This is a genomic window from Embleya sp. NPDC050154, assembly GCF_044460165.1.
Taxonomy (GTDB): Bacteria; Actinomycetota; Actinomycetes; order Streptomycetales; family Streptomycetaceae; genus Embleya.
Genome location: NZ_JBITJP010000007.1, coordinates 20,189 through 36,995, shown reverse-complemented (window position 1 = coordinate 36,995; position 16,807 = coordinate 20,189). Strand labels below are relative to the sequence as shown.

Sequence of the window (16,807 nt, the reverse complement as noted above, 5' to 3'; positions counted from 1 at the left end):
GGGCCGGCCCCGACGAACCTCGCACCGACTTCGGACCGGGTCGGTCGTATTCGCGCTGACGGCCGCTCGATATAGCCCTGTTTGCCCGCTGGATTCGGATACTCTCCGCGCATGATCATGCCCGGAACGAGAGGACCCAGTTCGTGAGCGATCCCGCGCGTCCCGCCGCCGGCCCGCACGCCATCCTGCGCCGGATGACCTCGCGCGACACGGCGGAGCCGCACCGCGCGTCCACCCCGCTCGAGTTGTTCTTCGACCTGACCTTCGTGGTCGCGGTGGCCCAGGCCGGCAGTCGACTCGTGCACTCGCTGGCGGACGGGCACCCAGGACACGGGATCTTCGGGTACCTGTTCGTGTTCTTCGCGATCTGGTGGGCGTGGGTGAACTTCACCTGGTTCGCGTCCGCCTACGACTGCGACGACCCGCTGTACCGGGTCGCCACGCTCGTACAGATCACCGGCGTCCTGGTCCTGGCCGCCGGAGTGCCGCGCGCGTTCGACAACAGCGACTACGCGGTCGCCATCGTCGGGTACCTGATCATGCGCGTCGCGCTGACCTTCCAATGGCTGCGGGCTGCCCACGACGAGACCGACCCGGCGGCCCGGCGCACCGCGCTGCGCTACGCGGCGGGGCTGGTGCTGGTGCAGATCGGCTGGGTGGTCCTGCTGCTGCTCCCGGATGCCTCGTGGAAGTGGGGCTTCGTACCGCTGGCGATCGCCGAGATGGCGGTGCCGGCGATCGCCGAACGCCACCACACCACCGCCTGGCATCCGCATCACATCGCCGAGCGGTACGGGCTGTTCACCATCATCATGCTCGGCGAGAGCGTCTCCGCCGCGACCATCGCGATCCAGACCGCGCTCGACGACGAGGCCGCGCTGGACGAACTGCTGCCGATCGCCGCCGGCGGGCTGCTGATCGTGTTCGCGGCGTACTGGATCTACTTCGCGGTGCCGATCCACGACTTCCTCGCGTCCAATCGCCAGGCCTTCCTGTGGGGGTACGGCCACTATGTGATCTTCGGCTCGGCGGCGTCGATCGGCGCGGGCCTGGAGGTCGCCGTCGAGCAGGCCGTGGGCGAGGCGCACATCTCCCGGATGGCCGCGTCGGCGAGTGTGACGATCCCGACCGCGCTGTTCCTGCTGACCACGTACGCGCTGCATTCGCGACACCACAAGAACGGCCTCGCGCAACAGTCGCTGCTGCCGACGGCCGCCGTATTGGTCCTGCTCTGCACGTTCCTGGGCGCGGCGGCCGTACCGACGGCCGGCGCGGTGGCGGCCTTGACGGTGGCGATGGGGATCGTGCTGTCGGCGCGGCAGGGCGAGGGGGATGTACGGCCGCGCACCGGGCGGCGGGCCGAGGGGTGAGGTGCCCCCGGGGGCACGGTGCGGCCGGGTCAGCCGGCCGTCAGGCGCCGGGCCGGGCCCTGGGGTTCGGGTGGGAGGAGCGGACCGCCCTGCCATTGTTGGAATATCAGCATGGTGTGCACCTGGGTCACCTCGGTGCGTGCGGTGAAGCCGTCCACCACCAGCCGTTGCAGTCCGGTCGCGTCGGCGACCGCGACGTGCACGAGGAAGTCGTCGGGTCCGGCCAGGTGGTAGAGCGCGCGGGTCTCCGGCAGCTTCAGCACGTGCCCCACGAACGGGTTGAGCACCACCCGGTGATGCGGCCGCACCCGAACCGCGAGCATCGCCTGCAACGGCCGGCCGAGCGCCGCCGCGTCGACCTCCACCGTCGCCCCCTTCACCACCCCGGCCGAGCGCAGCCGGGCGACCCGGTCCAGGCACGTCGACGGCGCGATCCCGACCTCGGCGGCGAGCGCCTTGTTGCTGATCCGGGCATCGTTCTGGAGGGACCGGAGAATTCCGAGATCGATCGGATCGAGGGCGATGGATTGGCTCATCGGGCGATCATAATTCGGGCCATCGGCTCATTTGCCGGGGGTCGGCGCACGATGGCGGGCATGGATGACCTCCGTGTGGATCTTGACGCAGTGAATGGGACGACGGGCGTGGATGGCGGGCTCGCCGTGGGCGGGGTGCACGGAGCGCGTCCGGTGGACGGCGTGCGTGCCGTGGACGGCGTGCGCGGCGAAGGCCGAGTGGGCGGGGTTGGGCGGATGTTCGAGACACGGGCGGTGCACGCGGGTCGCGACGACCTCGCCGCCCTCGGTACGCACGCCGTGCCGATCGATCTGTCCACCACCTACCCACTCCCGGACCTGCCGGCCGCGGCGCTCGCCCTGGACGCCTACGCGGAGGGCGCGCTGCCGGAGGGCTCGCCGATCTACGGCCGGTTGACGAATCCGACGGTGCGCCGCTTCGAGGTCGCGCTGGCCGAGTTGGAGGGATGCGCCGACGCGGTCGCGTTCGCGAGCGGCATGGCAGCGGTCACCGCGTGCCTGCTCGCGGCCGCCGCGCAGGGCCGCCGGCACGTGGTGGCGGTCCGCCCGCTGTACGGCACCACGGACCACCTGCTCACGAGCGGCCTACTCGGCACCGAAGTCACCTGGGTCGAACCGAGCGGGGTGGCCCGGGCGTTGCGACCGGACACCGGTCTGGTGATGGTCGAGACACCGGCCAATCCGACCCTGGCCGAGCTGGACCTGGCCGACCTCGCCGCCCAGGCGGGGGACGTTCCGCTGTTGGTGGACAACACGTTCGCGACGCCGGTGTTGCAACAGCCGGCCAGGTCGGGCGCGCGGATGGTGCTGCACAGCGCGACCAAGTTCCTGGGCGGGCACGGCGACGTGATGGGCGGCGTGGTCGCTTGCGATTCGCAATCGGCCGACGTACTGCGCCAAATTCGTTTCGCCACAGGAGCTTTGCTGCATCCGTTGGCGGGCTACCTGTTGCTGCGCGGCCTCTCGACGCTGCCGATCCGGGTCGCGAAGGCGTCCGCGTCCACCGCGATCCTGGCCGAACGGCTGGCCGCCCACCCGGCGGTCGAGCGGGTTCACTACCCGAGCATCGGCGGCGCGCTGGTGGCCTTCGAACCGGCCGGCGACCCGATGGCGCTGGTGGCCGCACTCCGGCTGATCACGCCTGCGGTCAGCCTCGGCGGCACGGACACGCTGATCCAGCACCCGGCTTCGCTGACCCACCGGGTGATCGACGACGCGGCGCGGGACGAGGGCGCGATCGGACCGAAGTTGCTGCGTTTGTCGGTGGGTCTGGAGCACGAGGACGATCTGTGGGGGGACTTGTCGGCGGCTTTGGAGCGGAGCTCGGCTACTTCGGCCTCGGCTTCGGCTGCGGCTGCGGCTGCGGCTGCGGCTGCGGCTGCGGCTTCCAACTTGGCTTCCGCTTCCGCTTCCGATTCCGCTTCGGTTTCGGTCTCGGTCGTGATGCTTCATCAGGAGACGTCTCCGGCGCACGTTTGAGTGGCCCGGTCGGGGTCGAGCCGGGTGGGCGCGCTCCGGACCTCGTGACGACCGACCGCCGGTCCGGAGCCGCGCGCCCTGCGGCCCGAACAACGCTCAGCGGTACGTCAGGCCGGAGAGACGCAGCGCAAGGTCGCGGCGTACGGCGGGGATTCGGGTGATCGTGCGCAGCACGACGTTGCGCAACGGGCGCAGTGCCGGGGTGATCGTGGCGACGCGGGTCATCCGGTCGGCGAGCCGCACGATCTGCTCGGCGATCGGACGGCGGGTGGCGCCGTACGCGTCCAGGGCCGAGGTCGCGCCGCCGTCGAGCACCGAGCCGAGCGCGTCGGCCAGCGCCACGGCGTCGAGAATGCCGGCGTTCATGCCTTGCCCACCGGCCGGGCTGTGCACGTGTGCGGCGTCGCCGGCCAGCAGGATCCGCCCGGCCCGGTAGGTGTCGGCGACGCGGTGGTGGACCCGGAACCGCGATCCCCACACGACCTCTTCGACCACCACCCGGCCGGTCGACGGGCCGCGCTCGTCGATGAGTTCCTGTACGAAGGCGAGCGACGGCTCGTGCGGCGCGTCGGCGACCGGCGCGACGACGCGGTGCCGACCACCCGGGAGCGGAGCCACCACCACGAGACCGGCGGGTGCGAAGTACAGGATCACCTCGTCGGCCGACACGGCACCACCGAGCCGCACGTCGGCCAACACGAACGACTCGCCGTACGTACCGCCCTGGAATCCGATGCCGGCCTGCTCGCGCACCGTGCTGTGCATGCCGTCGGCGCCGACCACCCAGGCGGCACGCACTTGTTCGCCGTGCTCGAAGGTCGCGGTCACGCCGTCGACGTCCTGGTCGAGCGCGGTCACCGAATACGGCCGCAACACGGTGCCGCCGAGCTCGGTCAACCGAGCCGACAGGGTCGCCTCGGTGGTGGCCTGGGACACCATCAGCGAGTACGGGTAGTCGGTGGGCAGCCCTTCGAAGTCGATGCGGACGACCACCCGGTCCCGGTCACGAATGGTGAACGTCGGTGACTGGATGCCCAGTTCGACCAGCGCCCCGGCCACGCCGAGCGGGGCGAGCACCTCCAGGGTGCGGGCGTGTACGACGGCGGCCCGCGAGGTGTGCTCGGCGGCGGCGTGCGCGTCGACGACGGTGACGTCGCGCCCCTGGGCGACCAGGGCGAGGGCGAGGGTCAGCCCGGCGGGACCGGCGCCGACGACCAGGACGTCGGTGGTGGCCGGCAGTCGCGGGGGCGAGGAGGGCTGCGGAAACGGCTGAGGGGTGGCGGGAGTGGTCGGGATGGCGGGAGTGGCGGGGGTGGTCGGGGGCTGGGAGGTCACGGCGGGCTCCTTCGGGGCGATGGCGTGCGACGGGCTGCGATGGGGTGGCTCGGTGCGGTGCGATGCGATGCGGTGCGCTGCCGGATCGGGCGCGGCGTCGGGTTGTACGGGCCTACATTCTTGTCAACACTTGTTGGCCAACGGCTGTTGACATAACCATGACGCGACCACCTCTGATTGTCAACAAGCGTTGGCCTACAATCGTTGACATGAGTACTCCGCGAAGGTCATCAACCGAGACCAAGGCCGTGATCCTGGCCGCCGCACGCGAGCGGTTCGGGTCCGACGGCTACGAGCGCGCGACGATCCGGGCGATCGCCGCCGACGCCGCGATCGATCCGGCCATGGTCATGCGCTACTTCGGCAACAAGGAGAAGTTGTTCGCCGCCGCCGCCGATGTGGACCTGCGCCTGCCCGCTCTCGAATCGGTCCCCCGCTCTCGACTCGGAGCAGTGCTCTCGGCCCATTTCCTGGATCGCTGGGAGGACGACGAGGCGATGATGATCCTGCTGCGCACGGGCGTCACCAACGAGGAAGCCGCCGAACGCATGCGCGCGGTCTTCGCCGGACAACTCGCGCCCGTCGTGCGCCGTGCCTGCCCGAACCCCGAAGAGGCCCCCCGTCGCGCCGGCCTGGCCGCCACCCAGGTTCTCGGCCTCGCTCTGTGCCGCTACGTCCTACGCCTCCCGCCGATCGTGGCCATGACGCACGCCGAGGTCGTCGGCTGGCTCGGCCCCCAGCTCCAGCGCTGCCTGACCGGCGATCTCGGCACTCCCGAAGAAGCCCCCAAGGAAGCCGCCGAGGAAGCCCACGGGTAACCCGCGGGCGCCCGCGGAATCGGGGGGATTCCCCCCAGTGGCCGCCGAGTTGGTTCCGGTAGCGTCCCGATCAGGCCCGAACCGGCCGAGCCGAGCGGTGTCCCGCGCGCCGCCACCGGAGGTGATGCGTCATGTCCACACACGCAGTTCCACCGCACCGCACGGCCCGGCGCCCGCTCCGCCGGCCGGATCGCCGTTCCAACCGCCGCCCGGAGCCCCGGTACACGGTCGGGCGCCCCACCTCGGGTCGGCCGCCGCGCGGCCGGCGCGCCGTCACACCGGCTCTGGCGCTGTTGGCATCCCTGATCGTGCTGGTGGCCTGTACCTCCTCGACCTCCACCCGGAGCCCGGCTGCCGTGCCCATCGGTCCCGCGCCGCCCGCGGCCCTCCCGGGCGGAACCGCGCCCGGTGCGACCAACGACCCGTCCGCCGCCTCGTGCGGCAATCCGACCGCGAGCCTGCGCCCCAAGTCGGGGCCGCCGCGTGCCGCCGACTACACGACCGACGGCTCGCTCGCACGCATCCTCAGCCAGGGCTACCTGACCGTCGGGATAGACCAGAGCACCTACCCGTTCAGCTACGCGGACGCGACCGACCACAACAGGCTCAAGGGCTTCGACATCGATCTGGTCCGGGAAATAGCCGCCGACCTGTTCGGCGACTCGGACCCGAACCGACTGCGCTTCCGCGTCGTGCCCAACAGCATCCGCGAACAGGCCGTCGCGCACGGTCAGGTGGACATCGTCGCGAAGTCGGTCACCGTCAACTGCCGGCGCCGAACCGTGGTCGACTTCAGCTCGATCTACTACGAGTCGGGACAGCGCGTACTCGTGCTGCGGGGCAGCCCCGCCGCGGCAGGCGACCACTCGAAGGGCCTGACCGGCCTACCGAGCGGAACCCGTGTCTGCACGGTCGCCGGCACCACCGCGGCCGACGCGGTACGCGCCACCAGGTCCCTGGCCCCCGTCACCGGCGACACCTGGGCGGACTGCCTCATCCACATCCAACAGGGCCAGGCCGACGGAGCGGTCGGCGACGACACCGTCTTGGTCGGCCTCCAGGCCCAGGACCGCTTCGTGGAACTGGTCGGTCCCAAACTCACCCGCGAGCCATACGGCCTGGAAATCGCCAAGAACAACCCGGACCTGGTGCGATTCGTGAACGCGTCGCTGGAACGCATCCGCCGCGATGGAACGTGGCTGCGCCTGTACGACACCTACGTGGCCCGCTTCATCCCCGGCACCGAGGCGGCGACTGCGCCGGAGGCGGTGTACCAGGACTGAGACCCGAAACGGCGTCGGAACCTGAAGGACATCGGAACCGGTGGAGCAAAGGAGGGTTGGAGGCGGCGGCACGGCCTACGTCGGCGACGGGCCGTCACCGGGGACGATCAGGCCCGACTCGTAGGCGATGACGACCAGTTGCGGTCGATCGCGCGCGTCGAGCTTGGCCATGATGCGACTGACGTGCGTCTTCGCGGTGAGCGGGCTCAGCCCGAGAAGCGTGCCGATCTCCGCGTTGGTCAAACCCCGGCCGACCAGCGTGAGCACCTCGCGTTCGCGCCCCGACAGGTCCGCGACCCGGACCGAACCCGGCTCGCCCACCGTCGGCGTGGTCGGCATGCGCAGTACGCGCGAGATCAGCCGCGCCGTGGGCCCCGGTGACAGCAGTGCCTCACCCGCCCCGATCGTACGGATCGCCGCCAGCAACTCGGCCGGGCGGGTGTCCTTGACCAGGAAGCCGCCGGCGCCGGCGCGCAACGCGGCCACCACGTTCTCGTCGTCCTCGTAGGTGGTCAACACCAGAACCCTGACCCGCGACAACTCCGGATCCGCGGCGATCAGCCGAGTGGCCTCGATCCCGTCCAGGATGGGCATCCGGATGTCCATCACGATGACGTCCGGCCCGGTGGTGCGGGCGAGTTCGATCGCGGCCCGCCCGTCGGCGGCCTCGCCGACCACCTCCATGTCCGGGGCCGAGCTCACCAACATCGCGAACGCCGACCGCACCAGGTGCTGGTCGTCCGCGAGCAACACCCGCAACTTGCCGCCCGTCACACGCTCCCCCACTCACCCGACACCGCCACCGGCGGCCATCCCGTCCGAATCCGCCGCCCGAAGGGCATGACATCACGCGCGGCGGTCCGCCGCTCGCGCACCCACCGCACCGGTCGCACCGGTTGCATCGGGCGCATCGGTTGCACCGGGCGCATCGGTTGCACCGGGCGCATCGGTCGCATCGGCTGCGTCCGTATCGCCGCGTCGGCCCGTACGCCCGCCGCTCGCGTGCCCGGGCGATCGGGCCGACGCGGCCCGCGCCGCCGGATCGCGCAGCCGTCACCGCACCCGGAGGACCGCGTCTCGCACACGCCGCCGCAGGGCGTCAGGCCCTCACCGCACGTTGATCATCGCGCGCCCCGCCCGACCGGCGCGGTACCCCACCCCGAAGCTCCGCGCCTCCCCATCGCCGGGTCATCCCGCCCCCGCCCGCTCGCCCATCGGCAACACGGCCTCCACCTTGAACCCGCCTCCCGCTCCGGGCCCCGGCCCCGCGACCAACGTCCCTCCCACGCTACGGGCCCGTTCGGTCATCCCGAGGATGCCGAACCCGCCCTCCCGCCCGGCCTCGACGTCATTCCCACTCCCGCTCTCGCTCCCACTCGCGATGCCGCTCCCGATCCCGACTCCACGGCCGTCATCTCGCACGGCGACCCGCAGTTCGGCATCCACGACGACGAGTTCGACCCGTGCGGAACGTGCCCCTGAATGCTTCACCACATTCGTCAGCGCCTCCTGCACGATCCGGTACACGGCAACGCCCACCTCGGGCGCCGGCGGTGGTCCGTCGTGGCCGACGAGCGTGACCTCGATGCCGGCGGAGCGGGCCGCGCTCACCAGCGGCACCAGGCCGTCCAACCCGGCCAGGCCGGGCACCGCCTCGTACGACGCGACCTCCTCGGCATCCCGCAACACGGACAGCGTGGCTCGGAGTTCGTGCCTGGTGTCCCGGCACGTCTCGGCGATGGTGTCCAACGCACCGACCAGCACGGCGCGTTCCACCGGCGGCTCCTGGGCCGCGAGGTGCGCGGCCACGCCCGCCTGGACACCGATCAACGTGATGCTGTGCGCGAGCAGGTCGTGCAGGTCGCGCGCGATCCGCAGCCGTTCCTCGGCCACCCGCCGCCGGGCCACCTCGTCCCGCGTACGCTCGGCCCGCTCGGCCCGATCGATGATCGCGCTCATGTGCGCGTGATGGATGCGCCACGCCTGCCCCGCGACCAACGCCGCGAACACCCAGCCGGCCATCCCGCAACGATCCCGCCACGACGGCGCGTCCTGGCCGCCGAAGGTCATCGCCACGACGACCACGGTCAACGCCACGAAGGCGAGCACGATCGCCTCCTCGCGCCGGATGTACGCCGCGTACGTCCCCAGCGCAAGCAGCGCCAACGCTGCCGCGCTCTCGTGCAGGTACTCCCGGTTGTGGTACGGCACAGTCAGGATGAACGTCACCAACAGCGCGGTTCCCGGCCGCGTCCGACGCCAGGCCAGCGGGATCGCCGCACCGACCAGCAGCGCCACGCCGATCGGGTCCATCGCCCGTTGTCCCGGCCACATCCACGCCGAGCCGATCGCGCACGCCGCCAGCAGGGACGCGAGCAGGGCGTCCCAGAGGGACGCCCCACCCCAAAACGATCGCTTCGTCACACCGCCATCTTCCGGGACGACGCGGGCGGTTCCACCGGCCGGGTCCCCGCCGGCTCGGGCGCGGGCCGCCGAGACAACGGCCCCGGCCACCAGATCCGCCGATCAAGCGCCACGCTCGCGGCGGTGACCAGGAACGTACGCACCAGGAACGTGTCGATCAACACGCCCATCGCGACCACGAATCCGATCTCCACCAGGGAGACCAGCGGCAGCAGCATGAGCACCGAGAACGTCGCCGCCAGCACGAACCCGGCGGACGCGATCACCCCGCCGGTGGTCTCCAGTGCGGCCGGCGCGGCAATCCTGACCGAGTCCCCGCGCAGCGACATCTCCCGCACCCGGTGCATCAGGAAGATGCCGTAGTCCACCCCCAGTGCGACCAGGAACACGAAGGTCAGCAGCGGGGTTTGCGCGTCCACTCCCGCGTATCCGAAGCCGTGCTCGAAGATCAGCCCACCGATGCCCAGCGAGGCGGCCCACACCAACGCGACGGCCGCGACCAGGATCAGCGGCGCGATCAGACTCCGCAGCAAAACGATCAGCACCAGCAACACCGTGAGCAGCACGAGCGGGACGACGACCCGGCGGTCCCGCGCCGTGGTGTGCGAGGTGTCCATCTGCTGCGCGGTGGACCCGCCGACGCGCGCGTCCGGCACGGTGCGCAACCGTTCGATCGTGGCGTGTTCCCCGGCCGACTCCGGCCGATCCTTCGCGAAGGCCAGGATTTCCGTCCAGCCACCCGCCGTTCGCGCCTGCCGGGCGTGACCGACACCCTCCGTCGTGGAGACCGCCGCGAGCACTGCCGAGGCCCGTTCGGTACGCGCCATCACCGCGATCGGCGCACCCGACTGCTCCGGGAAGGCCGCACTCAACGTCGCCTGCGCCGCGATCGACTCGGGCTTCGAGGTGAAGCCGTCACCCTGCCGCAGCGGGTCCGGCAGCGCGAACGCAGTCAGCGCACCCGCCCCCAGCAGTACGACCCCCGCCACCAACACCGCGATCGGCCGCCGGGAGACCCCCGTCCCGATCCGCGCGTACGCCCTGCGGCCACGCTTGGGCTCGCTGCCGAACGCGGGCACGAACGGCCAGAACACCCGCCGCCCGAGCAACACCAGCACCGCCGGCAACAACGTCGTCATCACCGCGAGCGCACACGCCACGCCCACGGCGCCGACCGGCCCCATACCCCGACTGCTGTTCAGATCCGCGGCGGTCAGGCACAACAGCCCCACCACGACCGTCCCCGACGAGGCCACAATGGCCGGCCCACATCCGCGCAGGGAGGCAAACATCGCGTCCAACGGGCGTGCGTGGACTCGTAGTTCCTCGCGATACCGGGCCACCAGAAGCAGCGCGTAATCGGTACCCGCACCGAACACGAGCACCGTCAACACACCCGAACTCTGTCCGGTGACGGTGATCCCGAACGCCCGCACCAACCCGTACACCGCCGCCGTCGCGACCGCCACCGCGACACCGGCGCACGCGAGCGGCACGAACCACAGGTACGGGCTGCGATAGGTCAACATCAGCAACACCGCGACCACGATCACGCTGGCCAGCAACAGCGTCCCGTCGATCGAGTCGAACACCTCCCCCATGTCCGCCTCGATCCCACCGGGCCCACCGAGTCGCACGCTGAGCCCGTCCGGATGCCGATCGAGCACCTTGCGAATGTCCGGGACGATCTCATCCGGCTCGGCGCCACGCCGATCGACGGACAACGCGTAGCGCAACGTCGCGTGGTCGACCGACTCCTCCGCCACCGGCCCCGGACCAGCCACCAACGGATGCCGAGTCACCACCTCGGCGACCTGACCGGCCGCCAACTCCCGGTCGGCGACCGTCAATCCGCCGTCCCGGTGATACACGAGCTGCACGTCCATCGCGTCACCGCCGGGCAACCCTGCCTGAACCTTGGCCACTTGGGTCGACTCGGCGTTCGCCGGCAGGTAGTCCACGGCCTCGTTGCGCTGCACATCGGCGAGCTTGGACGCGAACATCCCGGCCACCAGGACGACAAGAATCCAGCCGCCCACGACGGCCCACGGCACCGCCCACAACCGCCCCCGGCGGGCCGGGGCGGTCTCTTCCTTCGAGAGTGTCTCCATGCCGTCAAGGCTCTCGGCCGCCCGGGTCGGAGGCGTCCGGCGGACGGCCGATGTCCGGGTTACTCCGGGCGATGTCCGGGGGTGGTGACTAATCCCGTGGGAGTAATGGCGGGGAGTAGGGCGGGGGTTTGGGGCAGGGGTGCTTACATCCCGACACCTTCCCGACCCGACACCTTCCCGACCCGACAACACCACCGACGCAGCGAAGTTCCGGACGCCGGCGCAAAAGAAGGAATCGCGCCTCGGCCTCGGTGCCGGCCGCCCGCCCTGCGGGCGACCCCTCCGGCTTCGGCGCCCCGACACGCGGACCACCCACGAACTCGACCACGAGCTCGCCCGCGCCGACCGAACCGCCGGCCTCGTACGGCCAAGGGCAACCCCGGCCCCCGGCGTCGCTCCCGTACGGCAACCCCTCGGCCGAGCAGCCGCCGCCGACCCGCCGAGCACACCCGCCCGGGCGCCCGCCCCGGAGTCGCGACGCTGCGGCAAGCGGGCAAGTGCGTCGGGGGTGCCAGGCAGCGGGGCGCGCCGGTCACCGAGGCATCACGGCCGGCCGGTTCGAGGTGGTGCGGCGTCGGCTCGCCTGACGCCCGAGGCAGGCCGAGTCGATCCACTTCTGCCTGGTCCGGCCAGCCCGGTTCGGGTCCGCTCCGGGCCGGGCTGGGCTGGGCCGAAGCACTCCGAGGCCGCTCCAGAACCGCTCCGCTCCGACCCGGTCCCGCCCGACCCCTCCTGCGTTCACCCGCCGCCGAACCAAGCCGGCATGTCGAAGTGGAACGAGTCCCCCGGTGTCATCGTCCGGAGATCCTCCTCCAACGCACGCAGTCGATCCATGCCGAGCGTCTCACCCCACTTGGCACGCAACTCCTCGAAGACCGCCGCCGACTTCGCGAGCGAATCGACTCCGCGCACGGTGAGCCGAACCACCTTGCGCCGCGCGTCACTCGGATCTACACCGCGTTCGACGTAGCCCAGGCGCTCCAGGCCATCGATCGTCTTGCCCGCCGCCTGCTTCGAAACGCCCAGCAGGCGGCCGAGTTCCACAGCCGTGGTGCCGTTCGGACCGATGGCCTGGAACACGAAGCCATGCATCGGACGCAGGTCGGGATGGCCCTGCCGGGCGAGTTCCGCGTGAACCTCGTCGATGAGCATGCGAAACGCCATCAGCAGGCGCAACGGCAGCTCGAAGCCGGGCGGGTCCGATTCGGGCTCACCGCCGCCGTCCGCACTCGCCGAAACGCGCTCGCTCCCGCGATCGCCCACTCCGTCCGTACCGCCCACTCCGTCCGTACCGCCCCCGCCGCCCAGACCACCCACTTCGCCCGGACCACCCACTTTGCCCGGACCACCCACGCCGTGCGGACCGCCCATACCGCCCGCAGGCGAATCTGTTGACATGAATAGACAACCTGGTTCACTATTTAGACAACGATGTTGTCGAGTTGCTCACGAGTCTACCGAGGAGATCAACGTATGCCCGTCATTCGCAGTGCCGACGCCCGCGTCACCACCACCCCGAACGCCGTCATGACCACGTACGCCTCCCCGACCCAGGGCGGCACCGAAGCGGCCCTGTGGCGCGTGGACATGGCCGCAGCAACCTCCGGCCCGTACCACGCCATCGACGCCGACCAGATCTGGACCGTACTCACCGGCAGCCTCACCGCCGACGTCGACGGCGAAAAGCTCACCGCAGCCACCGGCGACACGCTCGTCCTCCCGGCCGACGTCCCGCGCCAACTCCACTCGGACACCGAATCCGGCTTCTCCGCCATCGTCACCTGCCCCGCAGGAGCCCTCGCCTACAACCCGAACGACATAACCCCGCCCGGCGCCTGCGGAATGGCCCCCAAGGAGGCCGAACGCGTCCTCCCGCCCTGGATCGCATAACCCACACCCCCGCAAGCCCAACCAGCCTCCGGCCCACCCACCGAAACCAACCGTGAGCCCGCCGGCCACCCTCGGCCGACGGGCTCACGTCGTCCGGACGGTCACTCCACACCCTGTGCCGCTGCCCTTCGCCACCCGCCCCACCAACGCATCCAGGTCCAGCACCAGAGCAACCCCCAAAAATCGCCACCAAACAGCAGCAACAACGCCGGACTCCCGGGGGCGGCCGGTGAGGGCGGCGGCCGGCGGCGGGGTCGCTGACAGCGGGAGGGCAGCGGCGGCCGGCGGTCGGTGACGGCGGTGGGCGGCGGCGTGCGGGCGGTGGGCGGTGGGCGGTGGGCGGTGGCCGACCGGAAGCGGACCGTGGCGGGCTGCGAAGTCCGGCAGCGAACGGGTTGGCCCTGTGGCCACCGGGCCCGCAGATACCGGAACTCCACAACCATCCGCCGCTGTTGGCCCCTAGACACTTGGCGGATCGCCACGAAATCGCCTCCGCGGCGCGCACCCGTCACCTCAGCGCCGCCCAGCCCAGCCCCGCACAAGACCGGCCCAACTCCTGGCACATGAACCAGAACCACAGGACCGAGCGGCGAAGCCGAGCACCATGACGCTGAAGCGGAAGCGCCAGAGCGCGACCCCGTAGTCCGGCCGCCCCGCCGCCCCGCAATCCACGCAATTCGTCAACGCCACCGCGCTTACGTGGCCCTCATCCAACTCTCACCAAGCCCTCATCAACCGCGCCTCCACCCATCCCTCACCACAAAGGCGCCTCCGCGCGGGTCACCGCAAGGGTTCGCTGCGCCAACTCCGCCAGTACGCACGCCTCTTGCCCCGGCAGCCCGGTCCTGACCCGACTCGGCGCCATCGACGGCCAGCCCGCCTCCGCGCCATACAGGGCGCCGGCGATCGACCCCGCCACCGGCGCGGTGGTTTGGATATCCAAGCCCCCGCGTACCGTCAGGCCGATCTGCCGACACGGATCCCCATCGCCCCAGAGCAGCCCCGCCGCGACCAGGCAGGCGTTCCCAAGCGCATCCCCCCGCGTGGTGGTTCCGTAGCGCTGATGCACCTCGGCCGCCGCCTGCTCCCAGGTCCGCCCACGCGTATAGGCGACCAGAACACCCTGAATCGCGCCCGACAACCGCGATTCGAGGGGCACATGCCGCAACGACACACCGACCGCCTGCGCCGCATTCCGCGCCGTGAACGCAGCCGCCGCAAGCGCCGCACTCCACATCGCCGCGTACAGCCCCTCACCCGCGTGCGAGACAACCGCGTCCTTACGCGCCAACCGCGCCGCCCGCCTGGGATCGCCGGGAGCCACGTACCCGTACAGATCCGCTCGCGCCATCGCCTCATCGGTATCACCGCGAGCACTCCCGGCAGACACCGTCGCCGGCGGCAACGCACCACCCAGCAAGGCCAGATACGCGGCCTGCTCCGCCGGACGTGGACGCAGGAACGGCAGCGTCAGCAACCACAACGCCCCGACCTGCGCACTCGTGAATCCCGGCCCGTGCAACTCCAACACCCGCAGACTCAGCACGGCTCGATCGATCGCGTCGCTACGGTCCTCCGCGCGAGCGACATCCGGCACACCCGACCCGCCCGGGATACGCGCCGCCTCATGGGCGCCAAGGCAACGTCCGATCCAGCCTCCGTGGATGCGGTCCAGCAACGCGACACCGGGTGGCGGTGGGTCGATGGCCCCGGCCGGGGGAAGCGCGTCGTCCAGGAATCGATCGGCGTCATCCGGGCCGCCGTTGCTCCGATCCGCCCGGACCGGGACACCTTTCGGCGATCGCCGCCGCTTAGGCTCGCCTCGAGCCGGCTCACCTCGGGCAACTTCGCCCCGATTCAGCTCGCCTCGATTCGGATTGCTCGCATTTGCTTTGGCGCGACCGGTTTCGTCTCGCCCAAGACGCTGCCGTTCCAGACGGTCTCGACCAAGACGACTTCGATCCACCCGATCTTGCACAAGACGATCTTGAGCAAGACGGCCTTGGGCAGCATCTTCCGGAGCGGCACCGTCTTGAGCAAGACGGTCAGCGGAAACACCATCCCGAGCAACATCGTCTTGATCAAGACGATATTGAGCAAGACGGCCTTCCGCAATGCGCTCTTGATCAAGGCGGTCTTGCCCAAGAAGCTCTCGCCCCGGACGGGCTTGGTTCAGATGATCTCGATGAAGATGATCTCGGCCGATGCGATCCCCCTCCAGACGGTCTCGGTCGCGACCATCCTGCGCCCGCCCACCCTGAACTCGGTCGCCCAAAGTCCCACTCCCGCCGGTTCGACCACCATCGATTCGTCGATCTCGAGCCGTACCATCGCCGTTCCGATCATCTCCCGTCAGACAATCTCGCTCGCGATCATCTCGCGCCCCGCCACCCTGGTCTCGGTCAGCGCCTACCGCCCCACCAGCTCGAACTCGACCTCCGTCGGAGGGTTCGCCCCGCTCCGCAGGATCTCCCTCGCGAACATCTCGTCGCCCATCATCCGAAGCCCGAACGTCATGGGTCGGATCATCTTGCGGCTGACGATCTGGCGCTCGACGATCGCCAGGCCGATCGCCGGGCAGGCGCGAGCCACGGCCCCCGTCGTCGTTGTCGAACCGACCATCGCCGAGCCGATCGTCTTGCGACAGACGATCTGGGCGCCGAGGAATTCGCGTTCCGTCGCCGAAAGCCGGACCGTCACGATCAACGCCGGCTCGCACGCGATCGCCCGCGGCTCCGGCGTCGCGAACCACGACTCGGCGGCCCCGCCCATCGCAGGCTAAGTCACTCGCGCCTAGTTCGGAGTCGGCTGCCGGAGCCTCGCCGATGCCACCGCCGCCGGCGCCAGTTCCCCGCCCACCCCGGTCATCACCACGAGGACCGCTTGCGAGCCGAGCGTCGCCGCCCCAACCCTTGTCCGCACGGCCGGCCCCAATCCCGGCCCCGCCTCCGGCTGCGGCCTCACCCTGGCCCTCGCCCGCCGCGCGGCCTCGACGCCGGCCGCTCCCGCCCGGCCTTCGACCAGCCCGCCTTCGACGGCCCGACCCAAAGTCGTCCGAATCTCGACCCCCCTCGGCCCGCAGCACCGACCGCGGCACCAGCAACTCCCGCACCGGTTCCACTACGCCCCGATCACCGGAACCGTCCGCCGTCCCACCCACGCCATCGCCGGCACGCAACCCATCACCCACGTCACCCAACACCCCCGACGGATCAGCCACATCCGCCGCACCCGAGGCCTCCGACGAAGCACCCCCATCCGGCCGCACTGCCCGCGCCGCCGCTGCCGCCGCCCTCGTCGCCGCCTCCGCAACACCCTCCGCGTCCCGCGCCGCCGGCCCTCCCCACCGACCCCGCCGGATGCGAGCCCGCTCCCGTTCCCCATCCCGATCGTGCGCCCGACCCAGTGCCTGCACCTGCACCTGTCCCCGCGCCTGTTCCGGCGCCTGCTGCCCTTCGCCGCGCCCGTCCTGCGCCTCTTGCGAGTCGTACCGCACGTAGTCCTCCCCGGCCGGGTGGGCAGGCCGGCACCGACCGGCGGGCGGCACTGCCCGGGACGTTC

13 protein-coding genes are annotated in these 16,807 nt (G+C 71.1%); 6 read left to right on the top strand and 7 right to left on the bottom strand.

What is annotated here, in order from left to right:
- Positions 1-194: 194 nt before the first annotated feature.
- Positions 195-1,370, top strand: coding sequence for a low temperature requirement protein A (locus ACIBSV_RS16695; protein ID WP_395864057.1), 1,176 nt, complete (start codon positions 195-197; stop codon positions 1,368-1,370).
- A 29-nt stretch (positions 1,371-1,399) separates the two neighbouring features.
- Here the strand turns inward: ACIBSV_RS16695 and ACIBSV_RS16690 are convergent, their stop codons facing one another.
- Entirely contained in the window at positions 1,400-1,906 is a 507-nt protein-coding gene (locus ACIBSV_RS16690; RefSeq protein WP_395863527.1) for an Lrp/AsnC family transcriptional regulator, read from the bottom strand.
- 216 nt (positions 1,907-2,122) lie between these two features.
- Between ACIBSV_RS16690 and ACIBSV_RS16685 the strand changes: the two genes are divergently transcribed.
- Entirely contained in the window at positions 2,123-3,385 is a 1,263-nt protein-coding gene (locus ACIBSV_RS16685; RefSeq protein WP_395863526.1) for a trans-sulfuration enzyme family protein, read from the top strand.
- Between the two features lie 96 nt (positions 3,386-3,481).
- Here the strand turns inward: ACIBSV_RS16685 and ACIBSV_RS16680 are convergent, their stop codons facing one another.
- Complete coding sequence (locus ACIBSV_RS16680; protein WP_395863524.1) at positions 3,482-4,720, bottom strand: FAD-dependent oxidoreductase; 1,239 nt, start codon at positions 4,718-4,720, stop codon at positions 3,482-3,484.
- 209 nt (positions 4,721-4,929) lie between these two features.
- Here ACIBSV_RS16680 and ACIBSV_RS16675 point away from each other — a divergent pair, with 209 nt between their 5' ends.
- Together ACIBSV_RS16675 and ACIBSV_RS16670 are read left to right on the top strand one after the other, a co-directional pair.
- Positions 4,930-5,538: a TetR family transcriptional regulator gene (locus tag ACIBSV_RS16675; RefSeq protein ID WP_395863522.1), complete on the top strand. Its 609-nt coding sequence runs from the start codon at positions 4,930-4,932 to the stop codon at positions 5,536-5,538.
- A 293-nt stretch (positions 5,539-5,831) separates the two neighbouring features.
- Positions 5,832-6,821: a transporter substrate-binding domain-containing protein gene (locus tag ACIBSV_RS16670; RefSeq protein ID WP_395863521.1), complete on the top strand. Its 990-nt coding sequence runs from the start codon at positions 5,832-5,834 to the stop codon at positions 6,819-6,821.
- Between the two features lie 75 nt (positions 6,822-6,896).
- Here the strand turns inward: ACIBSV_RS16670 and ACIBSV_RS16665 are convergent, their stop codons facing one another.
- From ACIBSV_RS16665 to ACIBSV_RS16650, 4 genes are all read right to left on the bottom strand, one after another.
- Positions 6,897-7,595 (bottom strand): response regulator, encoded by a 699-nt coding sequence (locus ACIBSV_RS16665; RefSeq protein ID WP_395863520.1) that lies wholly within the window; start codon positions 7,593-7,595, stop codon positions 6,897-6,899.
- A gap of 414 nt (positions 7,596-8,009) precedes the next feature.
- Positions 8,010-9,245: a sensor histidine kinase gene (locus ACIBSV_RS16660; RefSeq protein WP_395863519.1), complete on the bottom strand. Its 1,236-nt coding sequence runs from the start codon at positions 9,243-9,245 to the stop codon at positions 8,010-8,012.
- Complete coding sequence (locus tag ACIBSV_RS16655) at positions 9,242-11,356, bottom strand: MMPL family transporter (RefSeq protein WP_395863518.1); 2,115 nt, start codon at positions 11,354-11,356, stop codon at positions 9,242-9,244. Before ACIBSV_RS16655 ends, ACIBSV_RS16660 begins: the two co-directional genes overlap by 4 nt.
- Before the next feature lie 738 nt (positions 11,357-12,094).
- Positions 12,095-12,520: a MarR family winged helix-turn-helix transcriptional regulator gene (locus ACIBSV_RS16650; RefSeq protein ID WP_395864055.1), complete on the bottom strand. Its 426-nt coding sequence runs from the start codon at positions 12,518-12,520 to the stop codon at positions 12,095-12,097.
- Positions 12,521-12,829: 309 nt separating this feature from the next.
- Between ACIBSV_RS16650 and ACIBSV_RS16645 the strand changes: the two genes are divergently transcribed.
- Positions 12,830-13,246 carry a cupin domain-containing protein gene (locus ACIBSV_RS16645; RefSeq protein WP_395863517.1) on the top strand — a complete coding sequence of 139 codons (417 nt, stop codon included), beginning with the start codon at positions 12,830-12,832 and terminating at the stop codon, positions 13,244-13,246.
- Between the two features lie 754 nt (positions 13,247-14,000).
- On the opposite strand, the gene ACIBSV_RS16640 is transcribed toward ACIBSV_RS16645, so the two are convergent.
- Entirely contained in the window at positions 14,001-14,924 is a 924-nt protein-coding gene (locus ACIBSV_RS16640) for an ADP-ribosylglycohydrolase family protein (protein ID WP_395863515.1), read from the bottom strand.
- Here ACIBSV_RS16640 and ACIBSV_RS16635 point away from each other — a divergent pair.
- Complete coding sequence (locus ACIBSV_RS16635) at positions 14,907-16,028, top strand: hypothetical protein (RefSeq protein WP_395863513.1); 1,122 nt, start codon at positions 14,907-14,909, stop codon at positions 16,026-16,028. The genes ACIBSV_RS16640 and ACIBSV_RS16635 overlap by 18 nt on opposite strands.
- Positions 16,029-16,807 lie beyond the last annotated feature (779 nt).

Bases quoted from the DNA above. Each gene is read 5' to 3' on its own strand.
- ACIBSV_RS16675 (WP_395863522.1), top strand. From the start codon at position 4,930: ATGAGTACTCCGCGAAGGTCATCAACCGAGACCAAGGCCGTGATCCTG.
- ACIBSV_RS16645 (WP_395863517.1), top strand. From the start codon at position 12,830: ATGCCCGTCATTCGCAGTGCCGACGCCCGCGTCACCACCACCCCGAAC.
- ACIBSV_RS16695 (WP_395864057.1), top strand. From the start codon at position 195: ATGACCTCGCGCGACACGGCGGAGCCGCACCGCGCGTCCACCCCGCTC.
- ACIBSV_RS16655 (WP_395863518.1), bottom strand. From the start codon at position 11,356: ATGGAGACACTCTCGAAGGAAGAGACCGCCCCGGCCCGCCGGGGGCGG.
- ACIBSV_RS16685 (WP_395863526.1), top strand. From the start codon at position 2,123: ATGTTCGAGACACGGGCGGTGCACGCGGGTCGCGACGACCTCGCCGCC.
- ACIBSV_RS16690 (WP_395863527.1), bottom strand. From the start codon at position 1,906: ATGAGCCAATCCATCGCCCTCGATCCGATCGATCTCGGAATTCTCCGG.
- ACIBSV_RS16650 (WP_395864055.1), bottom strand. From the start codon at position 12,520: ATGGCGTTTCGCATGCTCATCGACGAGGTTCACGCGGAACTCGCCCGG.